The organism is Curtobacterium sp. VKM Ac-1376, from assembly GCF_015351025.1.
Taxonomy (GTDB): Bacteria; Actinomycetota; Actinomycetes; order Actinomycetales; family Microbacteriaceae; genus Curtobacterium.
Genome location: NZ_JADKRV010000016.1, coordinates 38,670 through 53,948 on the forward strand (window position 1 = coordinate 38,670; position 15,279 = coordinate 53,948).

General features: G+C 70.5%; 11 protein-coding genes and 1 tRNA gene. 5 read left to right on the plus strand and 7 right to left on the minus strand.

Annotated features, from left to right (window positions below; translation table 11 throughout):
* Window positions 1–2 precede the first annotated feature (2 nt).
* Genes ITJ56_RS15140 through ITJ56_RS15165 form a run of 6 tightly spaced genes read right to left on the minus strand, consistent with a single transcriptional unit; the run spans window position 3 to window position 7,234 of the window.
* Window positions 3–1,772 carry a serine/threonine-protein kinase gene (locus ITJ56_RS15140; protein ID WP_194631458.1) on the minus strand — a complete coding sequence of 590 codons (1,770 nt, stop codon included), beginning with the start codon at window positions 1,770–1,772 and terminating at the stop codon, window positions 3–5.
* On the minus strand, window positions 1,769–3,223 hold the full coding sequence (locus tag ITJ56_RS15145; protein WP_194631459.1) for a peptidoglycan D,D-transpeptidase FtsI family protein: 1,455 nt from the start codon (window positions 3,221–3,223) through the stop codon (window positions 1,769–1,771). Before ITJ56_RS15145 ends, ITJ56_RS15140 begins: the two co-directional genes overlap by 4 nt.
* Window positions 3,220–4,650 carry an FtsW/RodA/SpoVE family cell cycle protein gene (locus ITJ56_RS15150; protein ID WP_194631460.1) on the minus strand — a complete coding sequence of 477 codons (1,431 nt, stop codon included), beginning with the start codon at window positions 4,648–4,650 and terminating at the stop codon, window positions 3,220–3,222. Before ITJ56_RS15150 ends, ITJ56_RS15145 begins: the two co-directional genes overlap by 4 nt.
* Window positions 4,647–5,999, minus strand: a complete 1,353-nt coding sequence (locus tag ITJ56_RS15155) for a Stp1/IreP family PP2C-type Ser/Thr phosphatase (protein WP_194631461.1) — start codon at window positions 5,997–5,999, stop codon at window positions 4,647–4,649. The genes ITJ56_RS15150 and ITJ56_RS15155 overlap by 4 nt, the downstream gene beginning before the upstream one ends.
* A gap of 6 nt (window positions 6,000–6,005) precedes the next feature.
* Entirely contained in the window at window positions 6,006–6,557 is a 552-nt protein-coding gene (locus tag ITJ56_RS15160) for an FHA domain-containing protein (protein WP_194631462.1), read from the minus strand.
* A complete protein-coding gene (locus tag ITJ56_RS15165; RefSeq protein WP_194631463.1) occupies window positions 6,554–7,234 on the minus strand; it encodes an FhaA domain-containing protein in 681 nt (226 codons plus the stop codon). The genes ITJ56_RS15160 and ITJ56_RS15165 overlap by 4 nt, the downstream gene beginning before the upstream one ends.
* Window positions 7,235–7,320: 86 nt before the next feature.
* Here ITJ56_RS15165 and ITJ56_RS15170 point away from each other — a divergent pair.
* Window positions 7,321–7,407, plus strand: a tRNA-Leu gene (locus ITJ56_RS15170).
* 256 nt (window positions 7,408–7,663) lie between these two features.
* Window positions 7,664–7,825 (plus strand): hypothetical protein, encoded by a 162-nt coding sequence (locus ITJ56_RS15175; RefSeq protein WP_194631464.1) that lies wholly within the window; start codon window positions 7,664–7,666, stop codon window positions 7,823–7,825.
* An 84-nt stretch (window positions 7,826–7,909) separates the two neighbouring features.
* On the opposite strand, the gene ITJ56_RS15180 is transcribed toward ITJ56_RS15175, so the two are convergent.
* Entirely contained in the window at window positions 7,910–8,563 is a 654-nt protein-coding gene (locus ITJ56_RS15180) for a DUF1345 domain-containing protein (RefSeq protein WP_194631465.1), read from the minus strand.
* Between the two features lie 109 nt (window positions 8,564–8,672).
* Here ITJ56_RS15180 and ITJ56_RS15185 point away from each other — a divergent pair, with 109 nt between their 5' ends.
* From ITJ56_RS15185 to ITJ56_RS15195, 3 genes are read left to right on the plus strand one after another with little or no spacing between them, the layout of a single operon-like run.
* Window positions 8,673–11,276 (plus strand): glutamate--cysteine ligase, encoded by a 2,604-nt coding sequence (locus ITJ56_RS15185; RefSeq protein ID WP_228517989.1) that lies wholly within the window; start codon window positions 8,673–8,675, stop codon window positions 11,274–11,276.
* Window positions 11,276–13,087 (plus strand): N-acetylglutaminylglutamine amidotransferase, encoded by a 1,812-nt coding sequence (locus ITJ56_RS15190; protein WP_194631466.1) that lies wholly within the window; start codon window positions 11,276–11,278, stop codon window positions 13,085–13,087. Before ITJ56_RS15185 ends, ITJ56_RS15190 begins: the two co-directional genes overlap by 1 nt.
* Before the next feature lie 23 nt (window positions 13,088–13,110).
* A complete protein-coding gene (locus ITJ56_RS15195) occupies window positions 13,111–15,021 on the plus strand; it encodes a S9 family peptidase (protein WP_323749834.1) in 1,911 nt (636 codons plus the stop codon).
* Window positions 15,022–15,279 lie beyond the last annotated feature (258 nt).

The following is a 15,279-nucleotide window of genomic DNA, read 5'->3' on the forward strand; positions in this document are numbered from 1 at the left end:
GTTCAGCCGTTGTCCATCGGCGTCTCGGTGGGGTTGATGCCCTGGTCCGGGTTCGTCGTCTCTTCGTCCGTGGGCTCGGTCCACTCGACCTGGGTGCCCGGCGACGAGTCGGACACGACGGTCGCTCCGGACTGCGGCGACTTGCACGTGACCTTGTAGGACAGCGTGACGTTGCCGTACTGCGCACCCGCAACGGTCACCGCGGTGCCTGACGTCGAGCCCGAGCTGCTGCCGTTCGAGGGGACCGTGCCGTTGTCGATCGTGTACGTGTAGGTCACGTCCGAGTAGCCGGCGGGGCAGTCGTCGTAGGCGGGCCAGCTGAACGTCACGCGTCCGGACTCACTCACCGCGCCGCCGGTTGCCCGGCCCGGCGCCGCAGCCGTCAGGACGTCGCCGTACGCCTTGATCGTGACGAGCGTGCCGGGAGCGAGGTTACCCTCGGGACTGAGCGACTCGACGGTGCCCACCTGGTCGGACGACGTCGCGTTCGACCCGGCGACGACCTCGGCCTGCAGGCCCTGACCGCGGAGCTGGTTCGCGACCTGCTCGGCGTTCTGGCCCTGGTAGTCGGCCGAGGCCACGGTGACACGGGTCTCCTCGGTCGGCTCGGGTGACGGCGTCTGCGTGGGGGTGCGGCTGGCCTTCGGGGTGCTCGAGGACTTCGTCGGCTCGGGTTCCGGGTCGTTGCCGTTCAGGGCGTACGCGCCGATGCCAGCAGCGATGGCGAGCACGACGACGACGCCGACGACCCACCAGATCCAGGCTCGCTTCTTCTTCGGTTCCTCGGGCTCGTCCGTGACGGGCGAACGAGGGGTCCCCGGACCGCCGGCGACCGCGCCCGCCTGGGTGCCGAGGAGAGCCGTGGCCGCGTCGTTCCCCTGACCCTGCGGCGGGTTGAACGCCACGGTGCCGTTCTGCGCCAGGGAGGGGACGGCGACGGTGGCTGCCGCGACGTCGCCGCGACGGAGCGCCTGCGCGGCACGGGCCAGGTTGGCAGCGGTCGCCGGGCGGTCGGCGGGCTTCTTCGCGATGCAGGAGATCACGAGGGCCGCGACGGGCTCCGGGATGTCCCCGGGCAGCGCCGGCGGCTGCTCGTTGATGTGCGCCATCGCGATGGCCACCTGCGACTCACCCGTGAACGGGCGCCGACCCGCGAGGGCCTCGTACGCGACGATGCCGAGCGAGTAGATGTCGGTCGACGGCGAGGCGGGGTGACCGCTCGCCTGCTCGGGCGACAGGTACTGCACGGTGCCCATCACCTGACCGGTCGCCGTGAGCGGGACCTGGTCGGCGATGCGCGCGATGCCGAAGTCGGTGATCTTGACGCGGCCGTCCGGCGTGATGAGCAGGTTGCCGGGCTTGATGTCGCGGTGGACCAGGCCGACCGCGTGCGCGGCCTGCAGGGCGTTCGCGGTCTGCGCGACGATGTCCAGGACCTTGTCGACCGGCAGGGTGTGCTCGCGCTCGATCATGGTCGACAGGGCTTCGCCGGGGACGAGCTCCATCACGAGGTAGGCGCTGCCGTCCTCCTCGCCGTAGTCGAAGACGTTCGCGATGCCCTCGTGGTTGACGAGTGCGGCGTGCCGGGCCTCGGCGCGGAAGCGCTCGAGGAACCCGGGGTCACCGAGGTACTCGTCCTTGAGGATCTTGAGTGCGACGGTTCGGCCGATGACGAGGTCGGTGGCCTGCCACACCTCTCCCATGCCGCCGATGGCGACCCGGGAGGAGAGCTGGTACCGCCCACCGAAGGTGAGTCCGCTGGTGGGTCTCATTTGTTCAGCACCGCCTCCATGACTTTCTTCGCGACCGGAGCCGCGACCGTGTTGCCGACCCCGGACTGCCCGAGTCCGCCGCCGTCGCCGACGACGACCGCCACGGCGACCTCAGGGTCGTTCGCGGGCGCGAACCCGGTGAACCAGAGTGTGTAGGGATCGCCGGTGCCGCCTTCGGCCGTGCCGGTCTTCCCTGCGACGTCGACACCGTCGATCTTGGCATTGGTCCCGGTCCCCGCGCTCACGACGCTCTGCATGGCCTCGGTGAGGTCAGCGGACTCGGAGGACGACAGCGGATCACTGTACTGCTTCGGAGCGAAGGACTCGACCGTCTTCAGGTCGCTCGTGGTGATCGAGTCGATGAGTGACGGTTGCATGACCTTGCCGCTGTTCGCGATGCCGGCCGAGACCATCGCCATCTGCAGCGGGGAAACCCGGACGCTGGCCTGGCCGAAGGCGCTCAGCATGAGCTGCGCCGTGGAGTCGACGTCGGGGTACTGGCTCGCGGTGGCGGACATCGGGACCTCGATGGCGTCGCCGAAGCCGTACTTGTCGGCCATGCTCTTGATCGCGTCGTACCCGAGCTTCTGGCCGAGTTCCGCGAACGGGATGTTGCACGAGTACTGGATCGCCGTGCGGAGCTTGACCTCGCCGCCGCCGCCGCAGGTGCCGCCTTCGGCGTTGTTGATGTACGAGCTCGTGCCGGGCAGCTGCAGGCGCGACGGGTTCGGGAACGTCGAGTCGAGGTTGTACTTGCCACCCTCGAGCGCGGCCGAGGCGACGACGAGCTTGAACACCGACCCCGGCGTGTACAGGTCGCCGCCGATCGCCCGGTTCTGCAGCGGGGAGGACGACGCGTTCAGCAGGGCGTCGTACTGCCGCTTGACCTCGGCCGTGTCGTGCGAGGTGAGCGCGTTCGGGTCGTAGCTCGGCTTCGACACCATCGCGAGGATCTTGCCGGTCTTCGGCTGGATCGCGACGACGGAGCCGCTGTTCGTGCCGAGGGCGTCGTACGCGGCCTGCTGCACGTCGGGGTCGATCGTCAGGTTGACGTTGTCGCCCTGGACGTCCTGCCCGGTGAGGATCGAGTTGAGGTTCTGGAAGAACGACGCGTCGGAGTTGCCCGACAGCACGGTGTTCTCCGCGCTCTCGATGCCGGTGTTGCCCTGACCGATGGTGAAGTACCCGGTGACCGCGGAGTACAGGTCACCGTTGGTGTACTTGCGCTGGTACTGGTACTGGTCGTCCACGGGCGTGGACTCGGCGATGGGGCTGCCGTCGACGAGGATCGCGCCACGCTTCGTCGAGTAACTGTCCAAGATGGTTCGGGAGTTCCGGGAGTCGGCGCGCAATGAGTCGGCCGAGAAGAACTGGATCGAGGTCGTCGACACGAAGAGCGCGACGAACATGAGCACGATGACGGTCGAGACACCGCGGAGCTGTCGGTTCATCGACGGCGCTCCTTCCTGGTCCGCCCGCTCGCGGCGGGGAGCGCGCCCTGCTGGACGCGCTGTTCGGCGGGGATCGAGTCGGTCAGGCGCAGCAGCATCGCGGCGATGATCCAGTTGGCGATGAGCGACGAACCACCTGCGGCCATGAACGGTGTCGTCAGACCGGTCACCGGGATGATCCGGGTGATGCCGCCGACGACGACGAACACCTGCAGGGCGATGATGAAGCCGAAGCCCACACCGAGCAGCTTGCCGAAGTCGTCCTGCGCCATGAACCCGACGCGGATGCCGCGGGAGGCGAGCACGATGAAGAGCGCGAGGATCGCGAAGACGCCGATCAGGCCGAGCTCCTCGCCGAGCGAGGCGACGATGTAGTCGGCGTTGGCGACCGGCGTGATGTAGGGGCGCCCCTGGCCGAGCCCGGTGCCGGTGATCCCGCCGTTGGCGAAGCCGAACAGGCCCTGCACGAGCTGGTAGCTCGCCTGCGTCTCACGGCTGAAGACCTGCTGGTCGAAGGGGTCGAGCCACTGTTCGAAGCGGCCGTGCACGTACTCGAGGACGCTCTGTGCGACGAGGGCGCCGCCGACGAACATGGCGAGCCCGATGGCCACCCAGCTGATGCGGGCGGTCGCGACGTAGATCATCACGAGGAACAGGCCGAAGTACAGCAGGGCCGTGCCGAGGTCGCGCTGGAACACCAGCACCGCCATCGCGGCGCCCCACATGACGAGGATCGGACCGAGGTCTCGGGCCCGGGGGAACGTCATGCCGAGGAACTTCTTGCCGACGATCGACAGCGAGTCACGGGCGGTGACGAGGTAGCCGGCGAAGAACAGCGCCATCGTGATCTTCGCGAGCTCGCCGGGCTGGAACGAGAACGGACCGATCTTGATCCAGACCCGGGCGCCGCCGATGTTGGTCCCGATGCCGGGCAGCATCGGCAGGAGCAGCAGGACGATCGTCAGCGCCATGAAGATGTAGCGGTAGCGCTGCAGGAACCGGTGGTTCCGCACCGCGACGACGGTGACGATGGCCAGGACCATCGCGAGCATCGTCCAGACGATCTGCTTCACACCGATTGCGTCCCAGCCGGTCAGCCCGTTGTGGACGTCGATGCGGTAGATCTCGGCGATGCCGATCCCGTTCAGGGCCAGGGCGATCGGCAGCACGAACGGATCGGCGTTCTTCGCGACGACCCGCAGCACCACGTGCATGACGAGCGCGAGCCCGAGGATGCCGCCGCCGACCCAGAGCACCGACTGGTCGAACAGTCGGCCCTTGGTGCCGAGCTGCACGAGCACCATCGCCCCCGCGCAGATGCCGCATGCGATGACCAGCAGGAACAGCTCGAGGTTCCGGGCGCGTGCGGGCTCACGGAGCTTGATCGTGATCGCCTGGGTGAAGGACTGCGCCGAGGTGGTGCTCATCGCGAGCCCCTGGTCGGCGACGGCGACGGCGTGGACGAGCGCGTCGGTGACGGCGACGAGTTGACGTCACCGTCACCACCGGTACCGGCCTGGTCCTCGCCGGTCGCGGCGGCCTTGCGCAGGCGATCGACGATGTCGCGGGCGTCGGAGAGCGACTGCGCGTTGATCGTCGAGCGGACGTTCTCGCGGGTGTAGTCCGGCAGCGACGACACCGTGATGTCGCTGTCCTCGTAGACGTCGGACAGCGCCAGCGGGCCGATCGACTGCTGCACGCCCTTGTAGATCGCCACCGTGCCGCGGTCGGCGCCGACGTAGTAGTGGTCCTGCGTGATGCGCCAGCCGACGAACACCGCACCGACGAGCACGGCGACGGCGGCGACGAGCGCGACCGTCCACGACACCCGTCGACGGATGCGACGACGGCGGTCCTCGGCGATCAGCTCGGCGAAGAACTGGTCGGACTCCGGCTCGAAGTGCGAGTCCTCCGGAGCGGTGGTGACCTTGAGCGGGTGCAGCAGGATCGTGGGGAGGCGGATCGGCTTGCGGCCGGTCGACGCCTCGAAGGTCAGGGGTGCCGCCGCGGACCCGACGGTCGTCGCCGCGTCGTCGTCGTCCTCGACCTCGGCGTCGGTGACGTCCATCACCACGACGGTGACGTTGTCCGGCGCGCCGTGGTCGAGCGTCTCCTTCACCAGGCGCTGCGTGACCTGGTTGGCGTCCATGTTCGATGCCAGTGCGTGCCGGATGCGCTCTTCGGCGAGGTACGACGACAGACCGTCGGAGCACAGGAGCCAGCGGTCGCCCGGCTGGATGTCCATGATCGCGGTGTCGACCTCGGGTGCTGCGTCGACGTCGCCGAGGACGCGCATGAGCACCGAGCGGCGCGGGTGGACCGCGGCTTCTTCCGGCGTGATCCGGCCGCTGTCGACCAGGCGCTGCACGAAGGTGTGGTCCGACGTGATCTGCTGCAGTTCGCCGTCGCGGTGCCGGTAGATGCGGGAGTCGCCGATGTGCGCGATCGCGATCTGCTCGCCGACGCGGATCATCGCGGACACCGTGGTGCCCATGCCGGTGAGTTCCTGGTGCTCGAACACCGTCTCGGTGATGAGCTGGTTCGCCGCGATGAGCGCCGACTGCAGCGCGAACTCGGCGTCGTGCGCCGAGGGGAACTCGCGGTCGACCTCGCGGACGCGTCGGATCGCGATCGCCGAGGCGACGTCGCCGCCGGCGTGCCCGCCCATGCCGTCCGCGACCGCGAACAGGTGCGCCCCGGCGTAGCCGGAGTCCTGGTTGTTCGCGCGGATGCGCCCCACGTGGGACACAGCGGCGCTCAGCGTGCGAGCGGTCATGCCGGGTTACCGCCGCAGCTCGAACGTCGTCGTCCCGATCGTGATCGGTGTGCCCTCCGCGACGGTCACGGGAGCGCTCACCTTCTGACCGTTGACGAAGGTGCCGTTCGTGGACTGGAGGTCGGTGAGGAGCCAGCCGTCGGCACGCAGCTCGAGGCGGGCGTGGTTGGTCGAGGTGTAGTCGTCACGGATGACGACGTTCGACTCGCTCGACCGCCCGATCGTGATCGGTCCGCCGCCCAGCGGCATCTCCATGCCCTCACGCGCGCCCTCGGTGATGACGAGGCGGGACGGGACCTGCGAGGCGGACTGTTGCGCGGTTCCGGGCTGACCGATGAGGTCGGTGAACGCGCCGCTGGAAACGGGGCCGGGCGCGGCCGCCGCGGGTGCCGTTGGGGTGCTCGGCCCGGACGGGGCCGACTTCGGATCGGTCGGGATCGTGCGCACGCGCTGACCGAAGAGATCGCTGCGCAGGGCGAACACGATCACGAAGACGAACAGCCAGAGCACCGCGAGGAACGCGAAGCGCAGGACGAGCAGAGTCAGCCCTGTAGTCATCGAGCACCTCCGTCGTTCTCGGGGATCACCCGGAACACCATACGGGTACGACCGATCTCGATGGTGGAGTCCGGCTCGACGATCGCCTGCTGGAAGTGCTGACCGTTCAGCTTCGACCCGTTCGTCGAGCCGAGGTCGGTGGCCTGCGCGTGCTTGCCGTCCCACAGCACCTCGACGTGTTTCCGGCTGGTTCCGGTGTCCGCGATGGTGATGTCCGCGTCGCTGCCGCGCCCGATCACCGTGCGCCCGCGGTGCAGACGGTGTCGCTGCGAGCCGATGTCGAGGACCGGGATCCACGCGACGTCGCGCTGCACGGTGGTGGAGTCGATCTGCAGGATGCCCGTCGACAGGGTGCCGTCCTGCTGCAGCCGGATGGTGACCGGTCCGGAGAACGAGTAGTTCTGCGCGACGGCGTGTTGGTGGACCATCTGGGTGAGTTCGTCGATGAGTGGTCGGCCGACGTCGTTCATGCGGGTGAAGTCCGGCGGCGCGAGGCGCACGGTGAACTCGTTCGGCACGAGGATGCGTTCGCGGGAGACGACTGCGGCCTTCGTGTCGAGCTCACGCCGGAGGGCGCTCGAGATCTCGACGGGCTGCACCCCGGAGCGGAAGGTCTTCGCGAACGCGCCGTTGACGGCGCGTTCCAACCCTCGCTCGAAGTTGTCCAGCAGGCCCATGCGTCTCCCGTGTCGTCGGTCGTCAACCACTGCATGGTAGTGGTTGGCACCTGAGGCCGTCTGTGCGTGATAGTGTTTCGGGGCTGGCGCGAGTGGCGGAATTGGTAGACGCGCACGGTTCAGGTCCGTGTGCTGGAAACGGCGTGGGGGTTCAAGTCCCCCCTCGCGCACCAGGCGAAGAAGAAGAAGGCCCCGGAGGAATCCGGGGCCTTCTTCGTGTTCGGGGGTCCGTCGCCGGTCGTCCGTCTCCAGGTCGCCGTCCGGCCTGGAGGCACGGCTCGGCCCCGACACGCCGGGTCCGTCGATCCCGTGGTCGGTGCCCAGCGCGTCCTCGGTACGGAGGACGCCACGCGCGACCCGGGAGCCGACTGCCCCTCGCTTGATCGGTCGCTGAACGGGGGTGGTGCCGCTCCGCGTAGCGTCCGGGTCATGACTGATTCGACGACACCGGACGGATCGAGCGATCCCACCGAGACCCAGCAGCAGTACACCGAGGACCTCCCGGACGGGTCGTCCACGGGTGACGCGACGAAGGACCCCGAGCAGGACAGCGACGTCGACTCGGGCGGCGAGCCCGCCGACCCGCAGTAGCGGCGACCGACGACGGACGGGAGGCGCGGTGCCAGCTGGCACCGCGCCTCCCGTCCGTCGTTCCAGGGTGTCGCGCGAACCGCGTCAGCTGATGATGTTGACCGCCCGTGAGATGACCAGTGCCAGCAGGATGAACCCGCCGAGCGACTGGTAGGCCATGATCATCTTCGCCCGGATGGTCATCGGCATGGTGTCCGTCGGGCTGAAGGCCATCATGTTCGTCATCGCGACGTAGAGGTAGTCGAGGTAGACCGGGCGCCAGGCAGCGGTCTTCGGGTCGGTCTCCTGCGGGAACTGGAAGTCCGCCTCGTCGCTCGCCCACAGCTCGGGACGACGACGTGCCACCGGCCCGCCGCGGTCGAGCTCCCAGTAGACGAGCCCGAACGCGATGATCGTGCTCACCCACACCTGCAGCGCGGTGAGCAGCACGGCCGCACCGTCCGCGTGACCGCCCAGCAACTCGGTGACCGTCCGGATCACCGTGAGCTGGTTGGCGACGGTCAGCAGGATCGCCAGTGCGAAGGACAGCCACCGGGACCAGGTCGTCTCGCGGGTCAGGCGTCGGGGGTTGAAGACGATCAGCGGGGTGAGCAGCAGGACGCCGAGCGCCGGTACGACCCACGACGGGAAGAACAGCACCTCGTCGGGCAGGAACAGGCTGAGCGCCAGGTTCACCAGGACCGCCACGGCGACCGGTGCCCGGTGTTCGTGTCGGGGGCGGGTCCTCGTCGGGGTCACGGAGCGAGTGTCGCACGGTGCTCCGGCCGTTCTCGCCGGGCGTGTTACGAGTGTGAGTCGTGGAGAGCGGCGGCGGACACACCACGGGCGTCTCGCGTAGGTTCCAGCCATGAGTGCAGAGCTGACGCTCGGCGCCGAGGAAGAGCTGCACCTCATCGACCTCGAGTCCGGCCGACTTTCCGCGAAGGCCCCGCGCCTTCTGCCCAAACTGCCCGCCGACCGCTTCGGCGCCGAACTGCAGCGCACGACCATCGAGACGAACACCCCGGTGGTGACGACCCTCGACGACCTGCGGCGCGTGATCGTGGACCTGCGCAGTGAGCTCAGTGCCGCGATCGCCCCGGCCGGGGTCACCATCGCGGCCGTCGGGACCGCCCCCAGGTCCGAGTACGCCGACTTCGAGCTGAGCTCCGGCGGACGGTACGGCCGGATGCAGGAGCAGTACCGGATGCTCGTCGACGAGCAGCTGATCTGCGGGTTGCAGGTGCACGTCGGGGTGAGCGACCGCGACCTGGCGGTGCAGATCGCCCAGCGGGTGGCGCCGGTGCTCCCGGCACTGCTGGCCCTGAGTGCGTCGAGCCCGTTCTGGAACGGGCAGGACACCGGGTACGCGTCGTTCCGGAGCATCATCTGGCAGCGATGGCCGTCGGCCGGCAGCTTCGGCCCGGTCACGGACGCCGCCGAGTACGACCGGGTGCTCGAGGACCTGATCGCGTCCGGGGTCATCGCGGACAAGAAGATGGCCTACTTCGACGTGCGGCCGTCCTCGCACGCGCCGACGCTCGAACTCCGGGTGTGCGACGCGACGCCGGTGGTCGACGACGCCGTGCTCATCGCCGGGCTCTTCCGCGCCGCCGTGCGCAAGGCCGAGAAGTCGATCGTGTCCGGCGCCGAGTGGCACCCGCGCAGCGAACCCCTGCACCGTGCGGCGATGTGGCAGGCCGCCCGCTCCGGGTTGAGCGGCGAACTCGTCGGACTCGGGCAGCACCCGGAACGCCTGCCCGCCGAGGTCGCGGTGCGCCAACTCGTGTCACGCCTGCGCCCGGAGCTCGAGGAGCTCGGCGACTGGGGCACGGTGGCGGACCTGCTCGAGGACACCCTGGCCCGGGGCAACTCGACCGATCGGCAGCGCACCGCGTACGCCGAGCGCGGGGAGCTCGACGACGTCGTCGCCCTGGTGGTCGAGGACACCGCCGGTACCCCCTCCGGCCGGAACGAGGACCCGGCGGTCGCGATCCACGGGTACCGCGTGCGTGCCGGCGACGAGGCGGTGGGCCCGGGTGCACGCCCGCGTCCGGCGTTCCGCGACCTGGCGGCGTTCTTCAGCGGGTGGGACGCCGAGGCGACGATCGAGCGCTGCGCTGCCCGCGACGTGTGGACGCGCGAGCACCACGTCGGCTTCGTGGTCGACGGCGGGGCGCAGGAGTTCGGCTGCGACCTGGTGCCACGGACGATCAGCGCGTACGAGTGGGCGCAGCTCGAGCGGGGCCTCGGGCAACGGGCCCGGGCGATCGAGCTGTTCCTGCGGGACGCGTACGGCGAGCGGCGGATCGTCGCGGACGGCGTGCTGGACGCGGACCACTTCGTGGGTGCGAAGGGCTGGGACCCGGACGCCACCAGGCTGCCGGCGGCCGCCGTCCGTGCGCCGGTGCTCGGGTTCGACCTGGTGCGCAACGAGTTCGGCGGGTGGCGGGTGCTCGAGGACAACGTCCGCTCGCCGTCGGGCGTCGCGTACGGCATCGCCCTGCGCGAGCTCATGGACGACGTCGTACCGGACGCCCCGCGGCCGGCGCACCTGCGCGACCCGCACGGCGTGACCGACCGCTTGCGTCGGACCCTCTGCGCGAACACGACCGCGGTGACCGGTGCCACCGATCCGGTGATGGCGCTGGTCAGCGACGGCCCCGCCGCCGGCGCCTGGTTCGAGCACCGCAGGCTGGCCGACGGAGCCGGGCTGCGCCTGGTGGCCGGGTCCGACCTGGACGTCCGTGACGGACGCGTGGTCGACGTGACCACCGGCGACGTGCTCGACGGGCTGTACCTGCGGATCGACCGCGACGTCAGCGCGCTGACGGCGGAGCACGCGCCCGACCTCGGTGCCCGGATCCTCGACGCCGCCGAGGCGGGCCGCGTGTACCTGGCCAACGCGCCGGGGAACGCGCTGGTCGACGACAAGGCGATGTACGTCACCGTGCCGGACCTGATCTGGTACTACCTGGACGAGAAACCCCTGCTCGACTCGGTACCGACCTACCGCACGAGCATCGAGGCCGAGCGGCTGTCGGTCCTCGACCGCGTCGGCGAACTCGTGACGAAGCCGGTCGACGGCGAGGGCGGCCGCGGGGTCCTGATCGGGCCGAGCGCGAGTGCACCCGAGGTCGCCGAGCGCCGGCGGGAGATCGCCGCGGACCCGGCCGGCTGGGTGGGACAAGAGGTGGTGCAGCTGTCCTCGCACCCGACGATCGGACCGAACGGGCTCGACCCGCGGCACGTGGACCTGCGGGCCTTCGTGTACGCGACGGGCACCGGGCCGGACGACGTGCACCTGGCGGACGTCGCGCTCACCCGCGTCGCGCCCGAGGGCAGCATGGTCGTCAACTCGTCGCAGGGGGGTGGCGCGAAGGACACCTGGATCGTGGGTGCAGCCCCGACCGGAGCCGTGCCGACCGGCACCGCCCCGACCGGAGCGGCACCGACCGGAGGAGAACGCTGATGTGTGGACTCGCGGGTGAGATCCGGTTCGACGGCCGAGCGCCGGACGTCGGGGCGGTCGCCCGGATGACCGGCTGCATGACGCACCGCGGCCCCGACGGCGACGGACTGTGGGCTCGCGGACCGGTGGCGCTCGGGCACCGCCGACTGTCCATCGTCGACCTGTCCACCGCCGGTGCGCAGCCGATGGTGCTGGCCGAGGCGGGGCTGACGATCGCCTACAACGGGATGGTCTACAACTACCGGCAGCTCCGCGACGAGCTGCACGGCAAGGGCCACCGGTTCGCGTCGACGTCGGACACCGAGGTCATCGCCCTGGCGTACGCCGAGTGGGGCACCGCGTTCGTCGACCACCTGATCGGGATGTTCGCGATCGCGATCTGGGAGCACGGCAGCGGTCGGCTGGTCCTGGCCCGCGACCGGCTCGGCATCAAGCCGCTCTACGTCGCTCCGGTCCCGGGCGGGCTGCGGTTCGCTTCGTCCCTGCCCGCGATCCTGGCCGGCGACGCCGGCAGCGGCGGCACGAGCGCCGGTGGCATCGACACGTCCATCGACCCCGTCGCCTTCGCCTCGTACATGAGCTTCCACTCCATCGTCCCCGCTCCCCGCACGATCCTGGCCGGCGTCGGCAAGCTCCCGCCCGCGACCGTCCGGGTGATCGAGCCCGACGGCACCGCGCACGACACCGTCTACTGGGAGCCCCGTTTCGAGCGCGACCCCGCCAGGGCCGGCTGGTCCGAGCGGGACTGGGAGCAGGCGTTCATCGGCTCGCTCCGCACCGCCGTCGAGCGCCGGATGGTCGCCGACGTCCCGGTCGGGGTGCTGCTCTCCGGCGGGATCGACTCCTCGCTCGTGGTCGGGCTGCTCGCCGAGGCCGGGCAGCAGGACCTCGCCACGTTCAGCATCGGGTTCGAGGCGGCGGGTGGTGAATCCGGCGACGAGTTCGAGTACTCCGACCAGGTCGCTGCGCACTTCGGCACCGACCACCACCGCATCCACATCCCCTCGTCGCGGCTGCTCGACGGCATCGACGGTGCGGTCGCCGCCATGAGCGAGCCGATGGTCAGCCACGACTGCGTCGCCTTCTACCTGCTGTCGCAGGAGGTCTCGCAGCACGTCAAGGTGGTGCAGTCCGGCCAGGGCGCCGACGAAGTGCTCGCCGGCTACGACTGGTACCCGCCACTCGCCGACGTGCCGCGTGACCAGGCCGCCGAGGCCTACCGCTCCGTGTTCATGGACCGCCGGTGGCCGGCGCTGCAGGGTCTGCTCGGGGATCGTTGGAAGAGCGACGACGACACCCCGTCGGCGTTCGTGGACCGCCAGTTCGCACGGCCGGGAGCAGAGACCAGCGTCGACGCCGCGCTCCGCAGCGACACCACGATCATGCTCGTCGACGACCCCGTGAAGCGGGTTGACAACATGACGATGGCGTGGGGGCTCGAGGCCCGCGTGCCGTTCCTGGACCACGAGTTCGTCGAGCTCGCCGCCGCGATCCCACCGTCGATGAAGCTCACCGACGGCGGCAAGGGCGTGATGAAGCGCGCCTCGCGCGGGGTCGTGCCCGACGCCGTCATCGACCGCAGCAAGGGCTCGTTCCCGGTCCCCGCCATCCGGCAGCTCGAGGGCCCGTACCTGGAGCGCGTCCGCGATGCGCTGCACGCACCGGAGGCCCGGGAACGCGGGCTCTTCGACCCCGCAGCCGTCGAGCGGATGCTGCAGGACCCGAACAGCACCAGGACCGCGATCGGCGCCAACGCGCTCTGGCAGCTCGGCCTGATCGAGATGTGGCTGCAGCAGCAGGGGGTGCGGTGATGCGGCCGGGAGGCGCGACATCCGTGTCGACGTCGGACCCGGTCGCGCCGTCGGTAACTGCCGAGGCCGCGGCCGACCTGGGTGCGCGGCTCACCGCCGCCTGGGGGTCGTGGGGACCGACCATGACCCGGAACGCCCGGCGGGTGGCGTTCGTGAGCGACCGGCACGGCACCCCCGAGGTCTTCGTGCAGGACGTCGTCGTCGACGGCGAGCTGCCGGAACCCGTGCGGATCGCGCTGTCCGACGACCCGGTGATCCGGGTGTCGTGGTCGTCCGACGGCGAGTGGCTCGCCGTCGCCCTGGCCACCGACGGCGGCGTGAAGCAACAGGTCTGGGTGGTGCGGCCGGACGGCACCGACGCCGCGCAGATCGCCGGCTCGCGGTACCAGCACGCCGAACTCGGGCCGTGGAGCCGCAGTGGCCACCGGGTCGTCATCACCCTGCCCTCGACCGAGCCCGAGCAGCCGGCCCGGGCGTACCTGGTCGACCCCGTCACCGGTGACCGCGACGACCTGGCGGTCGGGGAACTCATCCACATCCTCGACCTGTCGGTGGAGGAACGGCTCGTCGTGCTGAGCGACGGGCAGCGCGGCCAGGAGTTCGTCGTGGTCGTCGACCGGTTGACCGACGAGAGCCACGCGCTGTTCGCCGACGACCCCGACGGGTCCGCCGAGATCGCGTTCCTGCGGCCCTCGCCCGCGAGCGAGACCAGTCCGCTCGTCGCCTACGTCGCCACCGAGGCCGGGCTGCCCCGCCGCGGGCTCGTCGCCCAGCCGGTCGGTCCGCACGGCTGGCGCGGCACACCCCGGCGGATCGCCGAGCGCGACGATGCCGAGCTCGAGTACCTGGACGCCGACGACGCCGGACGAACCCTGCTGCTCGTCTGGAACGTCGACGGTCGCAGTGAACTCGACCTCATCAACACCCACGACGCCTCGCGCACCCCCGTGCCGGACCTGCCCGGGTACGTCGTCACCGATCCCGTGCTCAGTCGCGACGGGCGGAGCGTGCTGCTCGCCGTCGAGGGACCGACCCGGCCGCGCGAACTGTGGCGGCTCGACACGAACGCGCTGACCTGGAGCCGGGTCACCGACGTGCCCGCGCTGCCGGACGTGCAGCTGGTCGAGCCGACGCTCGAGCGGTTCGCCGCCCGTGACGGGCTGGAGCTGACCGGGTGGCTGTACCGGGCGGTGGAGCCGACCGCGTCGGCGGCGGGCGCCGACCCTGTTGCTGGTGCCGTGCCTCCCGGCCCGCGCGCAGCGCTCGTCCACCTGCACGGGGGACCGGAGTCGCAGGAGCGCCCCACGTTCTCCCCGCAGCACCAGGCGCTCGCCGCCGCCGGGGTGACCGTGTTCGCACCGAACATCCGGGGGTCCTCCGGGTACGGGCACGAGTTCGTGCACGCCGACGACCTGGCGCTGCGGTGGAACGCGCTCGCCGACGTCGTGGACTGCGCACGGTTCCTGGTGACGAACGGGCACGCCGAGCGGTCCCGGGTCGCCGTCGAGGGCCGCTCCTACGGCGGGTACGCGACCCTCGCGTCGTTGGCGTTCACGCCGGACGTGTTCGCGGCCGGGGTCGCGGTGTGCGGGATGAGCGACTTCGCGACCTTCTACCGTGACACCGAACCGTGGATCGCGGCCGCTGCCGCCACCAAGTACGGCCACCCCGTCGAGGACGAAGCCCTGCTCGCGGCACTGTCGCCGATGCGTGCGATCGACGACGTGACGGCGCCGCTGCTCGTCGTGCACGGCGAACTCGACACGAACGTGCCGATCGGTGAGGCGCACCAGGTCGTCGCGGCGCTGCGGGAGCGGTCGCACGACGTGGAGTACCTGGAGCTCGAGGGTGAGGGGCACGAGTACCGGCGGGCGTCGTCGCGGGCGGTGCTCGTGCGGCGGATGGTGGAGTTCGTGGCGTCGCGCCTGGGGTAGGCGGGGCGCGCCGGTGCTCGGTCTGGTGCTCGGTCTGGTGCGAGGTTCCGTACTCCGTGCGGTGCACGCGCCCTCGCACCATGTACGGAACCTCGCACGGGCCGCGGACCCCCTCGCCGCGGGCGGAGAATGGTGGGATGACGACGACTGATCTGACGCGACCCGGAGAGGTCCTCGTGGCCTGGCGACGAAGGTCAGCTACATCCGGTCCAGGCCTGCCACCGCGACGACTGTTGGCCAATCCTCACCGTCGAACTG